Source organism: Pseudarthrobacter sp. NPDC058362, from assembly GCF_042723515.1.
GTDB lineage: Bacteria > Actinomycetota > Actinomycetes > Actinomycetales > Micrococcaceae > Arthrobacter.
In genome coordinates this window covers 285,447-306,815 of the sequence record NZ_JBHXIW010000001.1, presented here as the reverse complement: position 1 = coordinate 306,815, position 21,369 = coordinate 285,447, and the positions used below count along the sequence as shown (strand labels likewise).

Genomic DNA, 21,369 nt, shown 5'->3' with positions numbered 1-21,369 from the left:
GCGCGAGCCATAGTTCTCTCTCTCCGTCATATGACCGTTCCGCAGTCACACTGTAAATGGTGGCGCTAAGCCCCCACAGCCGCACTCTAAGAGTAACGGCTGGCATGGGCGGATGGTTCCCCGTCGTATTCCGTAAGCATGCTTAGTATACCCATGATGTTACCCAAAAGCTTCGAGTTGAAGTCCACTCCCAGCTGGTTGGGGACCGTGACCAGCAGGGTATCTGCCGCCTGAACGGCAGCATCGCCGGCAAGTTGTTTGGCCAGGGCTTCCGGTTCTCCGACGTAACTCTTGCCGAACCGGGCGGTCAGGCCGTCGATGACACCTACCTGGTCCCGGGTATCGCGCAGGGCGCTGCCACCGAAGTACCGCCGGTCCTGGTCGTCCACGATGGGCAGCACGCTGCGGCTGACGGACACCCGCGGGGCGTGTTTGTGGCCCGCGGCGGTCCAGGCCTCGCGGAAGAGTCGGATCTGTTCGGCCTGGAGTTCGTGGAAGGGGACTCCCGTGTCCTCGGTCAGGAGGGTGGAACTCATCAGGTTCATGCCCTGCTCCGCTGCCCACACGGCGGTGTTCCTAGTCCCGGCGCCCCACCAGATGCGCTCCCGCAGGCCGGGCGACTGGGGCTGGACGGGCAGCAGTCCGGTCGCAACACCCGCATAGCGCGGGTCCGACTGCGCCACGCCGGCGCCGCCGATGGCATTCCGGAACTCCCCTGCGTGCCGGCGGGCCATGTCAGCGTCCGTTTCCCCCGGCAGGGGCCGGTATCCGAACGCGGACGCGCCCTGCAGGGCGGGTTCAGGTGAGCCCCGGCTGATGCCCAGCTGGAGCCTGCCGCCACTGATCAGGTCCGTGGCGGCGGCTTCCTCGGCCATATATAAGGGATTCTCGTACCTCATGTCGATGACCCCGGTGCCGATTTCGATCCGGCTGGTCCGGGCTGCGATGGCGGAAAGCAGGGGAAAGGGTGCCGCCTGCTGGCGCGCAAAGTGGTGCACCCTGAAGTACGCACCGTCCAGGCCCAGTTCTTCGGCGGCTACCGACAGTTCGATGCCCTGGAGCAGTGCGTCCGCTGCCGTCCGGGTGCGCGAGCCCTGACCGGGGCCCCAATGGCCGAAGGAAAGGAAACCAACGTTCTTCATATCTGGCCCAACAGGGCAGGCGGCGCGGGAATTCCCCGGGCCGAAAGACTCTGTGCCGCCTGTTGAGTGTGTGGGACGCTTCCAGGATCCGCCCCGCGTGGGGCGGCCTCCCATCCAGGAAAGAAGTGTGTCATGCATCGGAAAAACCTGCAGCCTGTCCGTTTCGCTGCCATGGTTATGGCCCTGCTCGGAATCCTTAGCGGCGGCCTCCTCGTGGCTTCGCCGGCGTCGGCCGCCACCACATTCAGGGTGGATTACAGGTCACAGTTCGCAGAGGCTTACTCGGACATGGTGTCCCCGGACGGCTGTACCTTCACTTCTGTCATGGCCGGCGCCGGCTATAGCCCGGAGGAAGGAAGCACCATGTTCTATTCGACATACAGCTTCAACGACTGCACCCAAGAGTTCTACTACTCCGCTTATGGATCAGCTCCAACCGACGTCTTCACCTTCGATAAGGACTTTGTCCACGCCGTTGCCACCGTTCTGCTTTCCGATGGAAGCCAGATCTACCTGGACCTGACCTGGCAGGGCACTGGCCCTGTCATGCGGGGAGGCACCAACTCCAGGACCATCCTGCCCGGGCAGTTCGTCAACCGGTTCAGCCTCAGGGGAACGTCGCAGGAGGCCGTGGTCACCGGGACGCCTTCCTTCGCTAGCGGAGTGATCTCGCAGGCCAAGGGCTCATCGCTGACGGTCATGATCGGCAACCCGTAGGCCTCCTGCTGGGATGATGGCTGGGTGGACAACTTAGCCCAGGCTCTCACCGCCTCCAGGATCGTCTTGCTGTTCGCTCTGGCCGCCGCGGCTGAAATCGGCGGGGCCTGGCTGGTGTGGCAATCGGTACGGGAAGGAAAGGACTGGTGGTGGGCTGGCCTGGGCATCCTGGCCCTGGGGGCATACGGATTCGTGGCCACCCTCCAGCCGGACGCCCATTTCGGCCGGATCCTGGCGGCCTACGGCGGCGTGTTCGTTGCCGGGTCACTGGCCTGGGGCATGGTGTTCGACGGTTTCCGGCCCGACCGCTGGGACGTGGCCGGCTCCGTCATCTGCCTGCTGGGCGTTGCCGTCATCATGTTCGCACCGCGGAGCGCAGGCTAGCGGCAGTCCTGATAAGCGCCCCGGCTAAACTTGCACCGTGACCAACAGCGAGCCGCCCGCCCACGCCCCCGTTCCGCCATCGCGCGGTAAAGTCGCCCAGCGGCTGCTGCCCGGCGGCGAGGAACCGGACCCCCGTTTCACCCTGGCGAACGAACGGACGTTCCTTGCGTGGATCCGGACGTCCCTCGCCCTCCTGGCCGGCGGCATCGCCATTGAGGCCTTCACGGGCGACCTGTTCCTGGAGCCCCTCCGGAAGGGCCTCGCCATCCTGCTGCTCCTGCTGGGCATGCTGCTCAGCGGCGGCTCAGCGGTACGCTGGCTCCGCGTGGAACGGAGCATGCGCAATAAGGCGCCCCTCCCCCTGCCGCTCATCGTGCCGCTGTTGGCCGCGGCGGGCGCGCTGGCGGCCGCCGTCGTGCTGGTTTTTGTCCTCTGGCGTTAACACCCAATGGCCCGCTACCGCCCCGCCTCCACCCTGCACGGTGACCCCGGACTCCAGCCGGAACGGACCGCCCTGGCCTGGGGCCGCACCATGATGGCGCTGGCCACCGTGAGCGCGTTCTTCCTCCGCTGGCTGCCGATCCACGGGCTGCCCATCCTGCTGTTGTTCGCCGTCTCCTCAGCTGCGGCGCTGGCCATCTACCTGACGCAGCGGCGCCGGTACAGCCACCGCGCGCAAGGAATAGCGTCCGAAAGCGTGGAGGCAGACGTCTCCGCCGTCCTGTGGACCGCTTTTGCCGGGGTGGCGCTGGGAACCCTGGGAATCGGCGTCGTCCTCGCCGGATAGTCAGCGCACCGCAGGGCAGTCGGCGCGGTGCGGCGCTGGCCGCCCAGCTAGAACATCGGGAGCAGGAAGCCCGCCACCAGCGCCACCGCCCCGATGCCCGTGAGCCAGGCGCCCAGGATTCCTGCCGTCCGGCCCGGCTGTTCCGGCGTGACCATGCGCCACTGGGTGGGCCGCTTCGGGTGGTAGTAGATGGGGAGGGTGTCGCCCGCGGCCATGTCCTTGATGTCGTGGGGCGACATCGGCGCCTGATGCACCTGATGCCTGCGGTCCGCCCACCGGAATCCCACGCCGGTGATGTCCGAATAGACCACTCCCTGCGCCACCTCCCATGGATGGACGAAACGGCGCATGAAGCCGGCATAAGAGAGGAGTCCGAGCCCAGCGGGCAGGCACAACCAGGTCAGCATTTCCAGGATTGGACCTGCCAGATCGAGCACGGTGGTCATGGTGAAGATCGTACAGCGCGGGACGGCCTTCCCGGGGTGGTGGCCGGGGCCGTGACTCCGTACGCTGGGAATCCGGACGCGGCCGCAAACACGCCCGCGGACAGCGACGAAGGAGACGCCATGAACGACCAGGATATTTTGACGCGCATCCAGGCCCTCGTGGAGGAGGAGCATTCCCTGCGCGAACCCGCCGACGGGCAGGCGCCGGACCGCACCCGCCTGCGCCAGGTGGAGGAAAGCCTGGACCAGTGCTGGGACCTGCTCCGGCAGCGGCGGGCCAAGATCCGCTCCGGCGAGGACCCCAACGACGCCGAGGCCCGCCCCGTCAGCGAGGTGGAGGGCTACCGGCAGTAGGCCCGTAGGCTACAAGGTAAACGCGTTCAACGAACAACCCTGACAACAGGTTGGAGCCTTTCCATGCGCATCGCAGTCGCCCAGATCATCAGCAGCGCCGACCCGGCTGCGAACCTGGACCTGGTCCGGGACTACACCGGCAGGGCCAAGGCCGCGGGGGCTGGACTGGTGGTGTTCCCCGAGGCCACCATGCGGGCGTTCGGCAACTCACTGCGCGGCATCGCCGAACCGCTGGACGGACCGTGGGCGACGGCGGTCCGCGACATCGCGCGCGAGCACGGCATCGCGGTGGTGGCGGGGATGTTCACCCCCGGCAAGGACGGGCGGGTGCGGAACACGCTCCTGGTCACCGGACCCGGAGTGGAAGCCTCATACGACAAGGTGCACCTTTTCGACGCATTCGGCTTTACCGAGTCCGAGACGGTGGACGCCGGCGATGCCCCGGTGACGTTCGAGTACAACGGCACGGTCTTCGGACTGGCGACCTGCTACGACGTCCGTTTCCCCGGGCTTTTTACGGCCAACGCCAATGCCGGAGCGCAGGTCACCATCCTCTGCGCGTCCTGGGGCGCCGGTCCGGGCAAGTCCGAACAGTGGGACCTCCTGGTACGGGCCCGAGCCCTGGACAGCACCACGTTCGTGGTGGCGTGCGGCCAGGCCGACCCGGCGAGCGTTGGCGCCGGTGGCGCTGGGACTTTCGATACCCCCGGGACGGCTCCGACCGGCATCGGGCACAGTGCCGTCATCACTCCCCTGGGCGCCCCCTTGGTGACGCTGGGCGCCGAACCTGAGCTCGCCGTCGTCGACCTCGATCCCGCAGAGGTGGCTCAGGCCCGCCGGAAGCTCCCCGTGCTGGCCAACGCACGGCGATTCTGACCGCGCCGAGAGACCGCGTTAACATCTCCGAAACATCGGCGACACGCGATCTTCACGCAACGGCGATTTGTGTAACGTGACCGCAACTTGACGCTCGATTAGCGGAAACACTGGACCCGAAAAATGGACGGCGGGGGAAACACGGGGCGTGCAGCCAGCTCCCCCGTTTGCCGTTTACATGCGAAGGGACCTTCCGGTGGAGATCACTGCCCAACACGTCTGGCTGATGATTTCAGCCGCGATGGTACTGCTGATGACCCCCGGGCTTGGCCTCTTCTACGGCGGCATGACCCGCGCCAAGGCCGCGCTGAACATGATCATGATGAGCTTCATCTCGGCCGGGATAGTCGGCGTGGTCTGGGTTCTCTGGGGCTATTCCATGGCTACCGGCGACAGCGTGCTGGGCATCGTCGGCAGCCCGGCTACCCACTTTGGCCTGCAGGACATGATGGGTTCACCGGACCTGATCTCCGCCGGTTACAGCGCAACGTTCGCCATCATCACCGTGGCCCTGATCAGCGGGGCCATCGCGGACCGGGCCAGGTTCAGCGCCTGGTCGATGTTCGTCCCTGTGTGGATCACCGTGGTGTACTGCCCCCTGGCGTTCATGATCTGGGGCGGCGGACTCATGGGACCGGACGGCGCGGTGACCGCAGCGTTCGGCCAGGTCATAGACTTCGCGGGCGGCGCCGTCGTCGAAATCAGCTCCGGCACTGCGGCGCTGGTTCTCGCACTGATCGTGGGCCAGCGGCACGGCTTCGCCAAGGATCCCAACCACCGCCCGCACAACATCCCGTTCATCATGCTGGGTGCCGCGATTCTCTGGTTCGGCTGGTTCGGCTTCAACGGCGGAGCCGCCACCAGCGCCGAGCAGGCCGGCCTCATCTGGATCAACACCCTGGTCACCCCCGCTGCCGCCATGCTCAGCTGGCTGGTTGTCGAGAAGATCCGCCACGGCCACCCCACCTCGCTGGGTGCCGCGTCGGGCGTCGTGGCCGGCCTGGTGGCGATCACCCCCTCCTGCGCCAACATCAGCCCAGTGGCCGCCGTCGGGCTGGGCCTGGTGGCGGGCGCCGCGTGCTGCTGGTTCGTCGACCTCAAATACCGCTTCGGCCTGGACGACTCCCTGGATGTTGTGGGCGTGCACCTGGGCGGCGGTCTCATCGGCACCCTGGCCCTCGGATTCATCGCCCTGCCGGTGGACGGCGCGGGTGGAGGCCTGTTCTACGGCGGCGGTTTCCAGCAGCTGATCGCCCAGACCGCGGCCGTCGTCATCACCGTTCTGCTCTCCGGCATCGGCACCCTGGTGATCGGCCGGGCGATCCACAAGACCGTTGGCTTCCGGGTCAGCCACGAAGCCGAGACCGCAGGTGTGGACCTGTCCGAACACGCTGAAACCGCCTACGCCTTCGGGGAGGCCGGGGCCGGCTTCAACCCGCTCGGACACCTGCGTTCACACCAGGAAAGCACGACGGCGGCACGCGCCAAGGAAGACTCCTTCGCCTGAGTGCGTTCAGGCCGCGGCACCTGCTCTGGTCCGGCAAACGTGACCAAATCCTGACCTGCATGTCTCTGGATCGGCCCACCGCTGCGGCGTAGTCTGATGCCACCTCCGAGGCTCAGGGGCAGCTGAATGGCACAGACAATGAAGCGCAAGTACGGCGTTGGCGCCGTCTTGGCACGCTTTATCGGGTTCATTGCCGCGAGCGTCGTGTGCGGCGTCCTGGCGGCCAGCCTGGTGGTTCCGGCGGTGGCGGCAGCCGGGCTGGGAGTCAGCAGATCCATTGGGTTTTTCGAGAACCTGCCCGACGAGCTGACGGTGCAGCCGCCGTCGCAATCCACCAGGGTGCTCACATCCGACGGCAAGCTGATCGCCACGTTCTTCGCGGAGAACCGGGTGCGGATCCCGCTGGACCAGATGTCTCCGTACGTCAGGAATGCGGTGGTGGCGATCGAGGACAGCCGGTTCTACGAACACGCCGGGATCGACCCGCAGGCCATTGCCAGGGCGGTAGTTTCCAACCTCACCACGGGCGGCCAGCAGGGGGCTTCCACCATTACCCAGCAATACGTCACCAACGTGGTCAACGAGGCCCGGCTCTCGCAGGACCGTCCCGACGAGGTGATCCTCAGCGGCCAGAAGGACATGGGCGACAAGCTGCGGGAGATGAAGCTGGCCATCGCACTGGAGAAGAAGTTCACCAAGGAGCAGATCCTTGAGGGCTACCTGAACATCGTTTTCTTCAACAGCGAGGCCTATGGGATCGAAGCCGCGGCGCGCTACTTCTTCAGCAGCACCGCCAAGAAGCTGACCCTCCCCCAGGCGGCGCTCCTGGCCGGCCTGGTCAACAGCCCCACGTTCTACAACCCGGCCATCAATCCGGACAAGTCGATCGTGCGCCGCAACCAGGTCCTGTCCGAGATGCTGCGCCAGGGCATGATCACCGACGCCGAGCACGACGCAGCGGTGGCAACCCCCATCCAGTTGAAGCTCACGCCCCAGCGGCAGGGCTGTGCCTACGCGGCCATCGCACCATACTTCTGCGATTACGTTTCGCACCTGATCCTGAACAATCCTGCCTACGGCACCAGCCTGATCGAACGGCAGCGCAAGCTTTACCGCGGCGGGCTGACCATCATCACCACTCTGGACAGTCGGTTGCAGGGAGCCGCCCAGACACAGGTCAACGGGACGGCCGGCGCCAACCCGGACCGCTGGGGCGCAGCCCTGGTGACGGTGCAGCCCGGCACCGGAAAGATCCTGGCGATGGCGCAGAACACGGTGATCCTGCCGGCCAGGGGGAAGTTTGATACCCACCTGAATTTCAATGTGGACGCCAAGGATCCGGAGGGGAACGACCTTAACGGCGCGGGCGGTTTCCAGCCGGGCTCGACCATGAAGCCGTTTACGTTTGCGGAATGGCTGAATGAGGGGAAGTCACTCACCGCAATGATCGATGCTTCCCGAAGGGTCTACCCGGTGGGCTTCCCGTGGCGATCCAGCTGCAGCCGGGTGATGGGCGCCTACAGCACAGCGCAGAACAACCCGGAGCTGGGGGCTGCCGACGACCTGCAGAACGCTGAACCCGGCTTCTACCGGCCGATGCCCATCAACTATGGACTCTACAACTCGATCAACACGGCCACCTTTGCCTCCGCCACCCAGCTGGACTTCTGCGGCATCCAGAAGGTGGTGGACGCGGTGGGCCTGCATAGCGGCCTGGATGGAGCCCAGATTAATATGCACCAGCTGGGCAACCTGCTGGGTGCCATCGGAGTGGCCCCGCTGCACCTTGCCAATGCGTACGCCACGTTCGCCAACGATGGCCGCTACTGCGCACCCATCGCCATCCTGGAAATCCGTGATGTCACGGGCGGCAGGTTGCCGGCGCAGACCACGGAATGCCGGGACGCGCTCAAGCCGCAGGTGGCACGCGGGGTCAACGCGGTGCTGCAGGACGTCATGAAGAAGGGCTCGGGTGTATGGATCGAGCCGAAGGTCCACACGAAGTTCCCGGTCGGCGCGAAAACCGGCACGTCCAACAACAACGGCTCCACCTGGGTTGTGGGGTACTCCAGCGGACTGGCCACGGCATCCTTCTTTGGCGACGCGCTGGAAGGCCAGGACCGGCCGGGACAGAACGTCACCATCAACGGCGTGTTCTACGAGCGGCTGGACGGCTACATGATCGCCGGGCCGCAGTGGGCCAACTACATGCTCAAGGTGGGTCCGCTGTATCCGCGGAAGGAGTTCCCGCCGCCGCCGGCATCGATGTACGGGACGCCGCCTTCTCCGTCGCCCAGCCCCGGGACGTCCACCGGGGGCACCGGCCCGGCACCCTCCAGCCAAAACGACGGATCCACCGGTGGTGCCACCCCGAGCGGGCCGGATAGCGGTTCCGAACGTCAAGGCGGAGGCAGGCCGCCGGCGCCTCCCGGCCGTTAGCTTTCCCCGCGCCACACCTTCCGCCACCACCGGCTGCTCCATCCCCGCGGCCCGGCGGGTGCGGCCGACGGCTCCTCAACAACACGAGCCGCCCGCCGTTTGCGCCACCGGGCCAGCTCGGTTTCCACGTCGCGGGTTTTGGTAACTACCGGCGGACCACCCTGCAGCTGGCGGCGCGCGTCGATGACCCTGCGGTTGAAGTCCTCCAGGAGGTCCCGCGCCTGCTGTTCGGTGTACTGCGAGTCCAGGGTGGCATCGAGCCCGGCATCCTCCTTACGGAGCAGTATCGCTGCGGGCCCCATGCCACTGATGTTCTCCCGTTCCAGGAGGCCTTTGACCCACCAATCGGGGTCGTACGCTTCCCCAAGGCCGGGAATCGGCTTGCCCGCGTATTTGAGGTTGTCGAACTTGCCCTGGGCCATGGCGTCACGGATCAGGTAATCGGCGCGGGCAGCGTCTCCCACCTTCCGGCGCTTTTCACGTTCGCGGGCTTCGGCGGCTTCCAGCGCGGCTTCCTCCTCCGCGCTGATACCCGCTCCCCGGTACGATCTCAGCTCCGCCGCCCGTTCCAGCCGGTTCCGAAATCCGTCGGATCCCCCCGCCATTCCATGCCCTCCGAAAGCTCAGGCGTTGGCGTGTTCGGCCAGGATGCCGTCCATCTGGTCCACGGCGCCCTTGAGGCCCTCTTCCATGCCCATGGCCACCATCTGTTCCATCTGCTCCTCCGACTCAAACTTCGAGTGGATCGTCATCCGGGTCCGCCCGCCGACATCCTCAAGGGTCACCTCGGCATGGGTGATGCCGAGATCGCCGGTGGGGTTGCCGTCGTCATCCGCAAAACCGTCATCGAACTCAAGCTGGCGCGGCGCGTCAATGGCGGTGAATTCCCACCAGCCACGCGATTTTTGCCCCTCCGGGCCGGTCATGTAGTAACTCGCGCGTCCGCCGCGGACAAAATCGAGCTTCTCAAACGTCGCTGGCCAGGTGGGCGGCCCCCACCAGCGTTCCAGTTGCCGCGGGTCTTCCCACAGGTTCCAGACGCGGTCGACGGCGGCGTCAAACTCCGCGACGAGGGTGAGGCAGAGTGCCTCGGGGTTTTTGTCCATACTGATGACTGTCATGGCTGTGCCGTCCTAGTTTTCAGCGAGAATGTCAGCAATCCGGCCGGCGCGTTGCCGCCAGATCATTTCGTATTCGTCGAGCAGCAGACGGGCTTTCTGCAGGCCTTCACGGCTGCCCCGCACCAACTGCTCCCTTCCGCGCTTTTCCTTGCTCACCAGGTTCGCGCGCTCCAGCACCGCCACATGCTTCTGGACTGCGGCGAAGCTCATGGCATAGAGATCAGCGAGGCCGGACACCGAGTACCCAGCCACCGTCACCCGCCGGACAATGTCACGTCGGGTAGGGTCTGCGAGCGCTTGGAACAGGCGGTCGAGTTCTGTTTCAGGGAGCTGATCTACAACCATTTGGTTGTACGATATTCCTATCCCGCGGAGGAGTCAACAGTTTCAGGAATCGAAGTGCGTCTCAATTGAGGTTCCGGACAGCTGCTCAATGAGCTCGCGGGCCACGTCCCGCAACTTGCGGTTGCGGTTGCTGGAAACCTTGGTGAGGATGTCCATGGCCTCAGCCTGCGAGCAGCGGTTCTGCGCCATGATCACCCCGCACGCCAGATTGATGGCGGTCCTGCTCTCCAGGGCCGCCTCCAGGTCCTCCGCCCTGCTCTGCGCGGAAGTGATCCGCACGGATAGCCGAAGCGTGTTCTGCGCGGCGCCCGCGAAACCCACGGCCTGCTCGTAGACATCTGCGGTGAAGACGCCGGGCCTGCCGGCAAAGAAGTTCAAGGCGGCACTGGCATCCGGACCGATCTCCAGCGGCACGCCCAAAGTGCTGTGGACGTCGTTCTCCGCGAGCTGCCGGTTGTAGGCGGGCCACCGGGGATCCCTGCTGACGTCGTCGATGATCACCGGGGACATTTCCCGCAGCGCCCTGATGCACGGACCGTCGCCAAGGGCCTGCTCCACGTGGTCAAGGTCCAGCGCGCGCTGGCTGCTGCCTGCCGCCGTCGCGGGTTTGCGTTTGGCCTTGAGGGTTACAGCGCATTCGATGTGGTCACCGGCGGTTTCCGAGACCGCGGCTGCCGCCATCCCGGAGAGACCGGACAGGAAATCCATCGCGTTTTCCGCGCCCACCAGAATTTCCTGAAGCTGGTGGACGGGCCCGCGTTCGGTTGATGTCGGCATGCGGCCATCCTACTGGCCCCGCCGTGTATCGCATGGCCCGGCAGGGGCGTAGTGTCGATAGCAGGAGACTTCGGGATAGCGACAGGATCCGGGGGTTTGACTGTCCGGGCCGCCCCGCACCCAAGAGCGGCGGCCACCAGCCACCCGCAGGGCGGCGTTTGGGAAGTAGGGCCGAATGGCCATAAACATTGCAATGACCCCCGCCTCGTCGACCAGCAACAGGGCGGCCCCCGTGGAGCGTGACCGGCAGTGAACACCCGCGACGCGGAAACTGACCTGACCATGCAGGAAATGGTGCTGGCGAACCCGGACATCCGGAGTTTCCTCACCGAACTGGCCACGCTCGCCTCCGGGCGGCTCTCCTCTCCGGGCAGCCCCGTGCACAGCGGGGTCACGGTGCTGCGGCGCAAGCGGCCGGAAGCCGTCGCCGCCAGTGACATCACAGCCCGGGCCCTGGATGAGCTGCAGAACGGATTCGGCGACGGGCCGTGCCTCACCGCCCTGCGGACCAGGTCCACGGTACTGGTTCCTGACCTCGCCGCCGAAGAACGATGGCGGGCATACATCCGCGCCGCCGCCAGCAACGGCGTGGCCTCGATCCTCGCCGTTCCCCTGGATCTGGCGGGGGAGGCCGACGCCGTCCTGAACCTTTACGCCCCGTCCCGCCACAGCTTCCCCAGCGACAGCATCGCCACGGTAGAAGCGTTTGCGGAACAAGCGGCGGGCGCGCTGCGGCTGTCCCTTCGGATTTCCCAACTCAGCGAGGCGAAGGAGGACCTGACGGCGGCGCTGCAGTCGCGGACAATGATCGACACCGCCATCGGGGTGATCATGGCGGAAAACCGGTGCAGCCGGGACACCGCGTTCAGCATCCTGACCAGGGCCTCCAGCACCCGCAACGTCAAAGTGCGGGACCTGGCCGCCACAGTGATCGCCTCGGTGTCGGGCGAGCAAAAGATAGACACACACTTCGACGAATAACCCGCCGACCGTCCCGCACCCAGGAGCATCCACGCGGGGAAAGTCAGCGGCGCTCAGGCGCCACGGGTGTGCCGTTGACGCCCGATCCGGCCCTGCCCTCGCTCCAGTACCCGCGGAATTCGCCGTTCCTGGTGTCCACGCCAAACCCGGACATCACCCGCCGGAGGGTGCGGACCGTTGCGGCCTCGGCGCCGACCCATGCGTATCCGGGCGGCCGCCCGCCGTCTGCAATTGCCTGCTGCAATGCCTGCCGTACGGCCCCGACCAGCCGCTCTCCGCGAACTGGTCCGCCGCCCCGATGCAGCCATGTGACCTGGATGCGGCCCGGCGTCGACAGCGGCTGGATGTCCATCGCTGCCGGGACCTCGAGGAACGCATGGCCGCGGACATGCGCGGGCACGGACTCCAGGATGGAGCAGATGGCGGGTGTTGCCGTTTCGTCACCGGCAAGGAGCACACGCCCGGCGGTGCCGGGGCGCCAGTTAATGCCCGCTTCGGGCAGCGGCGTGGCCGGCGTAATGGCTTCGGCGTCGGGCCCAACGAACCACACCGGCTGACCCACGACGGCGGCGGCCGCCCACGATGATCCGGGTCCGGCCGGGGTGCCATCCCTGGCCCGGAGGACAACGTCGACGTCGATCTCCCGGGCCGCGCCTGCCTGCCTCAGCGCGCGCACGGTGTAGCTGCGGATGTGGCCGCGGCCGGGCAGGTCCCGCCGGAGCCAGTCCTGGTACCAGCCGGCGTGGAGGGTACCGTCCGGGCCACCGGGCAGGAACAGCGGTCCGGGCTCGGACGGCGCATGTCCCGGGGAGGGCAGGAGCAGCTTGATGCGGAGGTCCCGGGTGGGCCCGGGGACGCCGAAACGGGCCAGCTGCGGGCCGGCGAACGTGATGCGGCGGAAGTGCGGGCCCAGGTCCCGCACTTCCGACACGGCAGCCCCGAATACCCGCACCGGGTGCAGGGAGACGGGGACCGGCCGAATAGCTAGGCTCACTACGGCAACTGCGGGTCCACGCCGTAGTGCTTGGCGAGATCCGTGATCACGGAGTGGGCGCCCTGGATGCTGACGGAGGCCAGGAAGGTTGCATCGTCCACCTCGATGACGTCGCCTTCAAGCTTCTTCCACAGCGGGTTGGACTGGAACTTGGCCTGCTGCGCGCGCGCTTCTTCGCCTTCGGGTCCCTCCGGGGTGAAGGCGCTGACCATGACAAGGCCGGCGTCGCCCTGCAGGATCTGCTCAGCGGACAGTGGAACGAAGATCTTTTCCTGGGTGTCCGGCGCGCCCTCGGGGCGGGGGATGTTCATGTCCGTCATGATCTCGCCGATGAACGAGTTGGAGGAGTACAGGCGTGCGGTGTCGCCGCCGGTGAAGCGGACCAGGGAGTACGTAGCGTCCGGGTTCTTGGCGAGGATCTCGGCACCGACCTTGGCGGCGCGCTCCTCGTAGGCCTTGACCAGGTCCTGGGCCTTTTCCTTCTTGCCCAGCGCCTCGCCGAGGAAAACGACATTTTCCTTCCAGGTGGGGCCGGTGCTCTCAGAGAAGATGGTGGGCGCGATCTTGGACAGCTGCGAGTACAGGGCCTCGTGGCGCACCTTGGCGGAGACGATCAGGTCCGGTTCGAGTTCAAGGATCTTTTCCAGGTTCGGCTCGGCCAGCGTGCCCACGTTCACGGAGTCCTTGGTGGCCTCGGCAACGTCGCCGAGGTACGGCGCGAACGGCGCCTTGGGGTCCTGGCGGTACTGGACATAGCCCACCAGGTCAGCCTCGAGCAGCAGGGCTGCATCGATGTAGCTGGGGTCCAGCGCCACGACCCGCTTCGGCACTGATTCGAGGGTGGTGGAGCCCATGGTGTGCTGCATGGTCAGCGGGAAGCCGGCGGTCTCGGAGGGAGCACTGGCGTCGCCGGTGGATGCGGCCGGGGCGCCGCAGGCCGCGGTGGCCAGGAGGGCCAGGCCAGCGGCGGCAGCTGTGAGGTGCCGGGTGATGCGAAGTTTCACGGTTATGCCTTCATACAAGGAACGGGGATGCGACGCATAAGGTTAGCCTTACCTGCGTCTGCCGTAGACTGTAGCAGTACTTTTGCGATTAGCTCACAAACGCGTGACGTAATAGAGAGACTCTGAGTGAAGACCTTGACCACGGCAGCCGTGCCGGCAGCAGCCCTGGCGTTGGCCGTGGCGGTGGTGCTCAGCGTTTGTTTCGGAGGCCAGCCGTCCACGCTGGCCGACGTCTGGCACGCCGTGTTCACTCCCACGGGCAGCGTCATGGACGTCACCATCCGCGAACTCCGCTGGCCCCGGACCGTGCTGGGAATCTGCGCCGGCATGTGCCTGGGTCTGGCTGGAACCCTGGTGCAGGGGCATACCCGCAACCCGGTGGCGGACCCTGGCCTGCTTGGCATCAATCAGGGCGCGGCGCTGGCCATCGTGGCCGCCACCGCTGTGGCCGGCGAAATCTCCCCGCTGGGCCAGTCCTTCCTGGCCTTCGCCGGAGCCTTCGCTGCAAGCGTGTTGGTGTTCCTCATCGGCTCCGCTGCCCGCTACGGCGCCACTCCGGTAACGCTGGTCCTGGCGGGCGCTGCGGTCACCGCGCTGTGCTCCGGCATAGTGTCGGGCATAGTGCTGCTGAACGACCAGGCGCTGGACACACTCCGGTTCTGGCAGGTGGGCTCGCTGGCTGGCCGTTCCGGAGTCCTGGAACTGGTGTGGCCGTTCATCGTGGCCGGCGTAATGCTGGCTGTCGCCAACATCCGCGCCCTGAATGCTTTGGCCCTGGGTGCCGATACCGCCGTTTCGCTGGGCATTTCCGTGTTCCGGGCCCGGGCCATGGGCATCGGCGCCATCACGCTGCTGGCCGGCACCGCCGTCACGCTCGCCGGGCCCATCGCGTTCGCCGGACTCCTGGTCCCCCACATCACGCGGGCCATCACTGGGCCGGACTACAGGTGGCTGATACCGCTTTCTCTGGTCACCGGCGCCAGCATTGTGCTCCTGGCCGACACAGCCGGGCGGTTGATCGCACGGCCGGGTGAGTTGTCTGTGGCCGTGGTCCTGGCCGTCGTCGGGGCCCCCTTCTTCGTCTACCTCGCCCGGCGACGGAGGCTGGCCACGCTGTGACACTTCTCCAGCAGGCTCCCCCGCGCCAGGAATCCCGTCCCGTCACGGGCCTCAGGGCCTTACGCGCCGGGCCCGTCTCCATCCGGTTCAATCTCCGCGCCCTGGCGGTGGGCGCCCTCCTCGCTGTGGGCACCGTCGCCGCAATGGCCCTGCATGTGGCTTTCGGCGGCACCCCCTTGGCCTACCCCGACGTACTGCGCGCCCTGCTCGGCGATGACTCGATCCCCCGCGTCTACCTGGCCGTCACGGAATTTCGCGCGCCCCGGATGGTCGCAGCCGTCGTCGTCGGGGCCTGCCTGGCCGCGGCAGGGGCCATTACCCAGACCGTTGCGCGGAACCCGCTGGCGAGTCCGGACCTCCTGGGGGTGACCGCCGGGGCCTCGCTCGGCGCCGTCACCGTCCTGGTGATCGCCGACGGCGGCCATGCCGGGCTGAGCGGGTTCGCCGCCACCGTGGGGATGCCGTCAGCAGCGTTCGGCGCCGGGATCATCAGCGGTGTGGCGGTGTACCTGCTGGCCCACCGGCGGGGGCTGGACAGCTACCGGCTGGTCCTGGCCGGGCTGGGGATCTCGGGGCTGGCCGCGAGCCTGACCACCTGGATCCTGACCCTGGGTGATGTCACCAGCGCCGCCCAGGCGCTTACGTGGATGATGGGCTCGCTGAACGGGAAGGACTGGGAAACCGTCCAACCCATGGCGGGCGCCGCCGTCGTGCTTCTCCTGGCGGCGATGTGCTGCGGGCGTTGGCTGCTGCTGGGAAGCCTGGGCGAAGACACCGCCGTCGGACTGGGAGCGCGCATTGGCGCTGTGCGGCTGGTGGTGCTCACGCTGGCCGTGTTGCTGGCGTCGGTGGCCACGGTGACTGCCGGGCCGGTGGCGTTCGTGGCGCTGGCCAGCCCCCGCATTGCCCGCGCACTGGCCGGAACCGTGATACCGCCCGTCGGGGTATCCGCGCTGGTGGGAGCCATCTTTGTGCTGCTGGCAGACCTGTTGTCGGCTAACCTGCTGAGCGCTCCCCTCCCGGTGGGTGTGGCCACGGCCGTGGTGGGCGCGCCCTTCCTGATCCACCTGATCCTGAAATACCAGCGGAGGCTGAGTTGAGCACCCCCACCGTCCAGCAGGCGGGCCTCGAAGCCCGGAACCTCAGCCTCGGCTACGAAGGCAGGACGATCATCGAAAGTCTGTCCCTGGCCGTGCCGAACGCCCATGTCACCTCTGTCATCGGCCCGAATGGGTGCGGCAAGTCCACGCTGCTGCGCGGCCTGGGCCGGCTCCTGGCGCCTCAGTCCGGTGACGTTTTCCTCGACGGGACGCCGCTGCGGCAGCAGTCCACCCGGCATGTAGCCACACGGGTCAGCGTGCTGCCGCAGACGCCCAGAGCTCCGTCCGGGCTGACCGTCGCGGACCTGGTGTCCCGCGGGCGGCACCCCCGGCAGAAGTGGTACCAGCAGTTTTCCACCTTCGACGAGTCCGCCGTGGAGTGGGCGCTGGCGGCCACCGACATCCTGGAACTGGCGGACATGCCGCTGGAGGACCTGTCAGGCGGGCAGCGGCAGCGGGCCTGGATTTCCATGACGCTCGCGCAGGAAACCGGGATCCTGCTGTTGGACGAACCCACCACCTACCTGGACCTGGCACACCAGGTGGACCTGCTGGAACTGGTGCGCACCCTTAACCGCGAGCACGGGCGGACCGTGGTGATGGTGCTGCACGACATCTCACTGGCGGCCCGGTACTCGGACCACATCGTGGCCATGAAGGACGGGCGCATCGTGGCCCAGGGGTCGCCCGCGGAGGTGATCACGCCGGAACGCCTGCTGGACGTGTTCGGCCTGGCGGCCCGCGTGGTGCCCGAGCCCACCGAGGGACGCCCGCACGTGATCCCGCTGGGGACCGTGGACACCCTGCCGGCGGATGCGTGACGCCGCGGCTGCGTGCTGGCACACTGGGCGAATGAGTCTTTCCCCGTCCCGGCGGCCGGGCATCCGCGCTGCGATGTTCGTCGATTTCGACAATGTCTATACCGGCCTGCTGGCGTTGGATCCAGTGGCCGCCAAGCGCTTCGCGGAGGATCCCAAGCACTGGGCGGATGCCCTGTCCGCGGGCGGGACTGCAGAGAACTCGCGCCGCTTCCTGGTGCGGAACTGCTACCTGAACCCCGTGGTCTATTCGAAGTACCGGGCATACTGGACCCGGGCCGGGTTCAGGGTGATCGACTGCCCGTCGCTGACGCAGCAGGGCAAGAGCAGCACGGACATCAACCTGGTGCTCGACGCGATGGATGCGCTGTCCGGCAGCGTCGGGATCGAAGAGTTCTTCATCGCCTCCGCCGACGCCGACTTCACCTCGCTGATCCAGCGCTTCCGGGCCGCGGACCGCATGACCACAGTGATCGCCGCAGGCCCGGTGGCCTTTGCCTACCGGGAAATGGCGGACAGCGTGGTGGAATCGCACGACTTCATCGCAATCCTCAACCAATCCACGGCGGAGCCCATTCGCGCGGTCAACACGAACGGTACGGCTCCGGTCAACGGCCCGGCAGCCCCGAAGGGCAGGCCGCTCAGCCCCGCGGTCAAAGAGGTCACCGCCCTGATCCGCAGCGCCGCCGGTCCCGTAGTTGGCGCGATGGTGGCGCACCGGGCGTTGGCCGCGGACCCTTCCCTGAAGTCCGACTGGGGCGGCCACGGGAAGTTCGGCACGTGGGTCGCGCAGCTGGGCAAAGGCATCGAATACTCCCCGGCCCGCGGCGGCTGGGTCTGGGACGCTAAGCGTTTTTCGAGCGCCGACCTGCCGCAGGACACCGAGCCGGAGCCGGGGATCGAGGAGCAGGTGGCCCGGGTGACGGACGTGCCGTCGCTTTCCACGGCCCAGTTCCGGCAGATGTTCATCGCGCTGGAGAATCGCCTCCGCGAACACCCCGTGAACCGCAATGAACTGGCCAAGCAAGTCCGCGACGATTGCGTGAGCGCAGGCCAGCCGGTGTCCCGGGCAGCCGTGAACTTCGTCATCCAGGGGCTGGGTTACGCGCATTTCGAGCTCACCGACACGTCCACCGCAGCTCAGCTCGCCACGGCCTGGACCCACAACGTGGAGGAACTCTGCCGGGTGGCGCTGATGGAGTTCGATGACGACGAACGGCGGGCGCTGCGGCGTTGGGCAAGCGGCGGGTTCCTGGAGTCCTGAGGCGCCGTCCCATCGAGGGGCACCGTGTGGAGTGGATCACACGTGATGCGATTCACTCGCAATAATGTTGTGGCCACCCCGTCCGTTGGGCACTATGGAGGAGCAGGGCGGGGTTGACTCCGGCCCTCCACATCTGGTGACGCAACGAAGCCCACCGGTGACCCCCGGGCCGCCGACGCCTCCGCGCGTTCACGAGCAGGCCACCTCCGGCACAGTCCGGACCGACATGGAAGTACAAAACAATGACGTTTGAAACTGCCCACTCCGTAACGCTCAAGATCTGGGACCGCGCGAACATGCACCACACGCTGGACGCCATGGTCGAGGACCTTTCGGCCCGCCACAACACCACCAAGTGCCGCATCGCCGTCACCTGCAGCGGCCCCAACACCTTCACCCTGAGCCTCCGCGGCTCGGAGCTCGCCAGCGCTTAGCAGGCAGCAAAGCACGCCATATCTCCGGAGGGCGTACGACGGCGGGAGGTCCCGCCGTCGTACGCCCTCCTTGTGCTTCCGTCACCTTGCCGCCCCGAGCGGGTGGGCCGGGTGCTGGAGCATCCTTCAGCGGGGATCAAGCAGGGACACGGTTTCCATGAACTCCGGGACGCGGGCGCGCCGGCCCAGTTCGTGCTTGATACGGAGCCGAAGAGCATCAGACGCGTCCGGCTCGCCATGGGTGATATAAGTCATGGACGGCGCTTCAGGGACAGATTGCATCCACTGGATCAACTCGTTGGAATCGGCATGGGCTGAGAGCCCTTCCATCTGGATGACCTCAGCCTGGATCCCGACGTCCTCGCCGTAAACGCGGACATGTTTCCCTCCAGCGGCCAGGTACGCTCCCCTGGTTCCGCCGGCCTGATAGCCGCTCAGGATGATGGCGTTGCGGCGGTCGGGCCCGTAGGCCGCAAGATGGTGGAGGATCCGGCCTCCGGTGAGCATGCCGCTTGCGGAAATAATAATCATGGGCCCGCCGCGCAGGTTGAGCAGCTTGGAGTCATCCGGGCTTCGGACCGGCTGGGCCACTTTATACATCGCCTCGAACTCACGCTGCTCGATCCGGTGCTCTTCGCGGTGGCGCCGGTACATGTCAGAAGCGTCGATGGCCATGGGGCTGTTCAGGTATATGGGGATGGCCGGGATGGCGCCCTTGGCCAATAGCCGCGACAGATGCAACAGAACGGTTTCAGCCCGGCCCACAGCGAAGGCCGCGATCATGATGACGCCCTGCCGCTTAGCGACCCGTGTGATGATCTCACCCAACTCAGTTTCGGGACTTCCTGCCGGGTGGGTCCGGTTGCCGTAGGTGGACTCGGTGACCAGGACGTTCGCCGGTTCCAGACCCCGCGGTGGGTACATAAGCGGGTCATTGTCGCGGCCGAGGTCACCGGTGAAGTGGACGGTCCGGCCGCCCACCTTGAGCCGGACCTGGGCAGCGCCAAGAATATGCCCGGCGGGAACAAAGGACACTTCAATTCCTCCGGCCGTCTGGAACGGCGAATCGAAGTCCTGGGCCCTGAAGCTGTTGAGCGACCGCACGGCGTCTTCGGCTGTGTAGAGCGGCACCGCTGGATGGTGCACCGAGGATCCCCGCTGGTTGGCGTAACGGGCTTCTTCTTCCTGGAGGTACCCGCTGTCGGGAAGGAGCAGCTTGCACAGTTCAGTTGTTCCAGCCGTCGCATACACAGGGCCCCGGAAGCCGTCCCGGACCAGCGCCGGTATGTAGCCGGTATGGTCCAGATGCGCGTGCGTGAGGACAACCGCATCAAGGCTTGCGGGGTTGACATGGAGCGGCATGCGGTTGCGTTCGCGGAGTTGTTTATACCCTTGGAAAAGCCCGCAGTCCACCAGGACCCGGCGGTCCTGGGAACGGACAAGGTAGCGCGAGCCCGTCACGGTATCTGTTGCACCAAGAAACTGCAGCGTTGGAGGATGCTGTTCCCTCACATCTGCTCCTTTGTAAGGGCGGGGGCGTCCTTCCAGTAGATACCGTGTCCGTCAGCGCACAACAGGGACAAAAGACCCGTCCCCGCCGGCTGAAGGATCCGCTGTGGACGGACCGTAGGGCTCCAGCCGTTCAGAACCTGCTTAAACACAGAACCTGCAGGTACCTTCGCGATCTCGCTAAGAGACGGCTCGGACATTCTCATGTCCTGAACAACCCGGCGTCATCTGATGGTTACCTGCAGGCGCTTCAAGTCTACGCCTGGAGACCGGGCAGCGGCAGGTGCTGCAGGAGAAGCTCCGGCCGCCTGAAGCGTGCCGCCCATGCCTCCGCACGTAAACTGTGTGACCATGACGCTGCACTCCCCCGCCCGGTTCCCCGCTGCACTGGCCCCGGCGGCGATGGTGTCAGCCTCGGGGTTCCTGCTGTTCGCGCGGCAGGACCGGCTCTCCGGCTTCATCCTGCTGGCCTGCGCCCTGGGCCTTGCCGCGTTGGTGGGGCGGCGGCTGCTGATCGACCTGGCGCTGGTGGCGGTGGGCCTGACGGCGATGAGCCTGGTACCGATCACTACGGACATCAGCACCGGGCACATGATCGAGATGGGGACGGCAATGGTGCTCGCCGTGGGGATCCCCTATGCCGTCTCGCGGTTTGTGACCAAGGACCACGCCATCCGGTTTCCCATCCGGACCGGGCAGCCGTGGACGCGGGCGGAAAAGTGGTACCTGCCGGCGGTCCTGGTGATCGGCTACGCGCTCATGCCCGTGTACATGATCCGGACCGGCGTGTACATGAACTGGCCGGCGGTGAGTGACGCCGAGGGGATTGGCCGGCTGTTCCTGGGCACCAACGTGCTGGGCATCTGGGACGAACTGTTCTTCATCTGCACCGCATTCACCCTGCTCCGTCGCCACCTTCCCGACTGGCAGGCGAACCTGCTGCAGGCCGTCCTCTTTACGTCCTTCCTGTGGGAGCTCGGGTTCCACAGCTGGGCGCCGTTCTTTATCTTCCCCTTTGCCCTGCTGCAGGCGCGGCTCTTTACCATCACCAGGTCGCTGTCCTACATCGTCAGCGTGCACCTCCTGTTCGACTTCGTCCTGTTCCTGGTACTGGTCCACGCGCACAACCGCGAGTGGATCGACATCTTCATCTATTGAGCCGGACTCACCTGGTTTCCTTTGTGCGGCGCTCCGCAGCTCACACGAGTTAGGTAGACTGCAGCGAAGCAGACTTACCATCAGAAGGACCCG

24 protein-coding genes are annotated in these 21,369 nt (G+C 66.5%); 15 read left to right on the top strand and 9 right to left on the bottom strand.

The features are described from left to right. Positions 1-86: 86 nt before the first annotated feature. Complete coding sequence (locus ACFWIX_RS01360) at positions 87-1,142, bottom strand: LLM class flavin-dependent oxidoreductase (RefSeq protein ID WP_377214317.1); 1,056 nt, start codon at positions 1,140-1,142, stop codon at positions 87-89. A 132-nt stretch (positions 1,143-1,274) separates the two neighbouring features. Here ACFWIX_RS01360 and ACFWIX_RS01355 point away from each other — a divergent pair, with 132 nt between their 5' ends. From ACFWIX_RS01355 to ACFWIX_RS01340, 4 genes are read left to right on the top strand one after another with little or no spacing between them, the layout of a single operon-like run. Then, positions 1,275-1,859 (top strand): hypothetical protein, encoded by a 585-nt coding sequence (locus ACFWIX_RS01355; protein WP_377214316.1) that lies wholly within the window; start codon positions 1,275-1,277, stop codon positions 1,857-1,859. A 24-nt stretch (positions 1,860-1,883) separates the two neighbouring features. Beyond that, positions 1,884-2,243: a YnfA family protein gene (locus ACFWIX_RS01350; protein WP_377214315.1), complete on the top strand. Its 360-nt coding sequence runs from the start codon at positions 1,884-1,886 to the stop codon at positions 2,241-2,243. A gap of 37 nt (positions 2,244-2,280) precedes the next feature. Then, positions 2,281-2,685, top strand: a complete 405-nt coding sequence (locus tag ACFWIX_RS01345) for a YidH family protein (protein ID WP_377214314.1) — start codon at positions 2,281-2,283, stop codon at positions 2,683-2,685. Between the two features lie 6 nt (positions 2,686-2,691). Then, positions 2,692-3,030, top strand: coding sequence for a DUF202 domain-containing protein (locus ACFWIX_RS01340; protein ID WP_377214313.1), 339 nt, complete (start codon positions 2,692-2,694; stop codon positions 3,028-3,030). Positions 3,031-3,077: 47 nt separating this feature from the next. Here the strand turns inward: ACFWIX_RS01340 and ACFWIX_RS01335 are convergent, their stop codons facing one another. Beyond that, positions 3,078-3,476, bottom strand: a complete 399-nt coding sequence (locus tag ACFWIX_RS01335; protein ID WP_377214312.1) for a hypothetical protein — start codon at positions 3,474-3,476, stop codon at positions 3,078-3,080. A gap of 120 nt (positions 3,477-3,596) precedes the next feature. On the opposite strand from ACFWIX_RS01335, the gene ACFWIX_RS01330 reads away from it, so the two are divergent. The 4 genes from ACFWIX_RS01330 (at position 3,597) to ACFWIX_RS01315 (ending at position 8,652) form a co-directional block, all read left to right on the top strand. Continuing rightward, positions 3,597-3,830: a DUF2630 family protein gene (locus tag ACFWIX_RS01330; RefSeq protein WP_377214311.1), complete on the top strand. Its 234-nt coding sequence runs from the start codon at positions 3,597-3,599 to the stop codon at positions 3,828-3,830. Positions 3,831-3,893: 63 nt separating this feature from the next. Then, a complete protein-coding gene (locus tag ACFWIX_RS01325; protein WP_377214310.1) occupies positions 3,894-4,706 on the top strand; it encodes a carbon-nitrogen hydrolase family protein in 813 nt (270 codons plus the stop codon). A gap of 196 nt (positions 4,707-4,902) precedes the next feature. Further along, entirely contained in the window at positions 4,903-6,213 is a 1,311-nt protein-coding gene (locus ACFWIX_RS01320; protein ID WP_377214309.1) for an ammonium transporter, read from the top strand. Between the two features lie 126 nt (positions 6,214-6,339). Further along, positions 6,340-8,652 (top strand): transglycosylase domain-containing protein, encoded by a 2,313-nt coding sequence (locus ACFWIX_RS01315; protein ID WP_377214308.1) that lies wholly within the window; start codon positions 6,340-6,342, stop codon positions 8,650-8,652. Here ACFWIX_RS01315 and ACFWIX_RS01310 read toward each other — a convergent pair. The 4 genes from ACFWIX_RS01310 to ACFWIX_RS01295 are packed head-to-tail and all read right to left on the bottom strand — an operon-like array spanning position 8,649 to position 10,895. Further along, positions 8,649-9,257 (bottom strand): DUF1992 domain-containing protein, encoded by a 609-nt coding sequence (locus tag ACFWIX_RS01310; RefSeq protein WP_377214307.1) that lies wholly within the window; start codon positions 9,255-9,257, stop codon positions 8,649-8,651. The two genes, ACFWIX_RS01315 and ACFWIX_RS01310, sit on opposite strands and share 4 nt — an antisense overlap. A gap of 18 nt (positions 9,258-9,275) precedes the next feature. Then, the gene (locus ACFWIX_RS01305) at positions 9,276-9,773 is read right to left on the bottom strand and encodes an SRPBCC domain-containing protein (RefSeq protein ID WP_377214306.1); all 498 of its coding nucleotides are present in this window, start codon (positions 9,771-9,773) and stop codon (positions 9,276-9,278) included. A gap of 12 nt (positions 9,774-9,785) precedes the next feature. Then, positions 9,786-10,118: an ArsR/SmtB family transcription factor gene (locus tag ACFWIX_RS01300; protein ID WP_377214305.1), complete on the bottom strand. Its 333-nt coding sequence runs from the start codon at positions 10,116-10,118 to the stop codon at positions 9,786-9,788. A 42-nt stretch (positions 10,119-10,160) separates the two neighbouring features. Further along, positions 10,161-10,895 (bottom strand): GAF and ANTAR domain-containing protein, encoded by a 735-nt coding sequence (locus ACFWIX_RS01295; protein WP_377214304.1) that lies wholly within the window; start codon positions 10,893-10,895, stop codon positions 10,161-10,163. A gap of 249 nt (positions 10,896-11,144) precedes the next feature. Here ACFWIX_RS01295 and ACFWIX_RS01290 point away from each other — a divergent pair, with 249 nt between their 5' ends. Next, positions 11,145-11,876 (top strand): GAF and ANTAR domain-containing protein, encoded by a 732-nt coding sequence (locus ACFWIX_RS01290; RefSeq protein ID WP_377214303.1) that lies wholly within the window; start codon positions 11,145-11,147, stop codon positions 11,874-11,876. A gap of 43 nt (positions 11,877-11,919) precedes the next feature. Here the strand turns inward: ACFWIX_RS01290 and ACFWIX_RS01285 are convergent, their stop codons facing one another. Together ACFWIX_RS01285 and ACFWIX_RS01280 are read right to left on the bottom strand one after the other, a co-directional pair. Next, entirely contained in the window at positions 11,920-12,870 is a 951-nt protein-coding gene (locus ACFWIX_RS01285) for a siderophore-interacting protein (protein WP_377214302.1), read from the bottom strand. Continuing rightward, positions 12,870-13,874, bottom strand: a complete 1,005-nt coding sequence (locus ACFWIX_RS01280) for an ABC transporter substrate-binding protein (RefSeq protein WP_377214301.1) — start codon at positions 13,872-13,874, stop codon at positions 12,870-12,872. Before ACFWIX_RS01280 ends, ACFWIX_RS01285 begins: the two co-directional genes overlap by 1 nt. Positions 13,875-14,000: 126 nt before the next feature. On the opposite strand from ACFWIX_RS01280, the gene ACFWIX_RS01275 reads away from it, so the two are divergent. The 5 genes from ACFWIX_RS01275 (at position 14,001) to ACFWIX_RS01255 (ending at position 18,609) form a co-directional block, all read left to right on the top strand. Beyond that, the gene (locus ACFWIX_RS01275; protein ID WP_377214300.1) at positions 14,001-14,993 is read left to right on the top strand and encodes a FecCD family ABC transporter permease; all 993 of its coding nucleotides are present in this window, start codon (positions 14,001-14,003) and stop codon (positions 14,991-14,993) included. Continuing rightward, positions 14,990-16,093: a FecCD family ABC transporter permease gene (locus ACFWIX_RS01270; RefSeq protein WP_377214299.1), complete on the top strand. Its 1,104-nt coding sequence runs from the start codon at positions 14,990-14,992 to the stop codon at positions 16,091-16,093. Before ACFWIX_RS01275 ends, ACFWIX_RS01270 begins: the two co-directional genes overlap by 4 nt. Next, positions 16,090-16,914 carry an ABC transporter ATP-binding protein gene (locus ACFWIX_RS01265; RefSeq protein ID WP_377214298.1) on the top strand — a complete coding sequence of 275 codons (825 nt, stop codon included), beginning with the start codon at positions 16,090-16,092 and terminating at the stop codon, positions 16,912-16,914. Before ACFWIX_RS01270 ends, ACFWIX_RS01265 begins: the two co-directional genes overlap by 4 nt. A 31-nt stretch (positions 16,915-16,945) precedes the next feature. Next, positions 16,946-18,175 carry an NYN domain-containing protein gene (locus ACFWIX_RS01260; protein WP_377214297.1) on the top strand — a complete coding sequence of 410 codons (1,230 nt, stop codon included), beginning with the start codon at positions 16,946-16,948 and terminating at the stop codon, positions 18,173-18,175. A gap of 242 nt (positions 18,176-18,417) precedes the next feature. Next, positions 18,418-18,609 carry a hypothetical protein gene (locus ACFWIX_RS01255; RefSeq protein ID WP_377214296.1) on the top strand — a complete coding sequence of 64 codons (192 nt, stop codon included), beginning with the start codon at positions 18,418-18,420 and terminating at the stop codon, positions 18,607-18,609. Between the two features lie 126 nt (positions 18,610-18,735). On the opposite strand, the gene ACFWIX_RS01250 is transcribed toward ACFWIX_RS01255, so the two are convergent. Beyond that, positions 18,736-20,121: an MBL fold metallo-hydrolase RNA specificity domain-containing protein gene (locus ACFWIX_RS01250; RefSeq protein ID WP_377214295.1), complete on the bottom strand. Its 1,386-nt coding sequence runs from the start codon at positions 20,119-20,121 to the stop codon at positions 18,736-18,738. Positions 20,122-20,469: 348 nt separating this feature from the next. Here ACFWIX_RS01250 and ACFWIX_RS01245 point away from each other — a divergent pair, with 348 nt between their 5' ends. Continuing rightward, entirely contained in the window at positions 20,470-21,276 is an 807-nt protein-coding gene (locus ACFWIX_RS01245; protein WP_377214294.1) for a type II CAAX prenyl endopeptidase Rce1 family protein, read from the top strand. Positions 21,277-21,369 lie beyond the last annotated feature (93 nt).

Bases quoted from the DNA above. Each gene is read 5' to 3' on its own strand.
- ACFWIX_RS01360 (WP_377214317.1), bottom strand. From the start codon at position 1,142: ATGAAGAACGTTGGTTTCCTTTCCTTCGGCCATTGGGGCCCCGGTCAG.
- ACFWIX_RS01355 (WP_377214316.1), top strand. From the start codon at position 1,275: ATGCATCGGAAAAACCTGCAGCCTGTCCGTTTCGCTGCCATGGTTATG.
- ACFWIX_RS01340 (WP_377214313.1), top strand. From the start codon at position 2,692: ATGGCCCGCTACCGCCCCGCCTCCACCCTGCACGGTGACCCCGGACTC.
- ACFWIX_RS01335 (WP_377214312.1), bottom strand. From the start codon at position 3,476: ATGACCACCGTGCTCGATCTGGCAGGTCCAATCCTGGAAATGCTGACC.
- ACFWIX_RS01330 (WP_377214311.1), top strand. From the start codon at position 3,597: ATGAACGACCAGGATATTTTGACGCGCATCCAGGCCCTCGTGGAGGAG.
- ACFWIX_RS01325 (WP_377214310.1), top strand. From the start codon at position 3,894: ATGCGCATCGCAGTCGCCCAGATCATCAGCAGCGCCGACCCGGCTGCG.
- ACFWIX_RS01315 (WP_377214308.1), top strand. From the start codon at position 6,340: ATGGCACAGACAATGAAGCGCAAGTACGGCGTTGGCGCCGTCTTGGCA.
- ACFWIX_RS01310 (WP_377214307.1), bottom strand. From the start codon at position 9,257: ATGGCGGGGGGATCCGACGGATTTCGGAACCGGCTGGAACGGGCGGCG.
- ACFWIX_RS01305 (WP_377214306.1), bottom strand. From the start codon at position 9,773: ATGACAGTCATCAGTATGGACAAAAACCCCGAGGCACTCTGCCTCACC.
- ACFWIX_RS01300 (WP_377214305.1), bottom strand. From the start codon at position 10,118: ATGGTTGTAGATCAGCTCCCTGAAACAGAACTCGACCGCCTGTTCCAA.
- ACFWIX_RS01295 (WP_377214304.1), bottom strand. From the start codon at position 10,895: ATGCCGACATCAACCGAACGCGGGCCCGTCCACCAGCTTCAGGAAATT.
- ACFWIX_RS01260 (WP_377214297.1), top strand. From the start codon at position 16,946: ATGAGTCTTTCCCCGTCCCGGCGGCCGGGCATCCGCGCTGCGATGTTC.
- ACFWIX_RS01255 (WP_377214296.1), top strand. From the start codon at position 18,418: ATGACGTTTGAAACTGCCCACTCCGTAACGCTCAAGATCTGGGACCGC.
- ACFWIX_RS01245 (WP_377214294.1), top strand. From the start codon at position 20,470: ATGACGCTGCACTCCCCCGCCCGGTTCCCCGCTGCACTGGCCCCGGCG.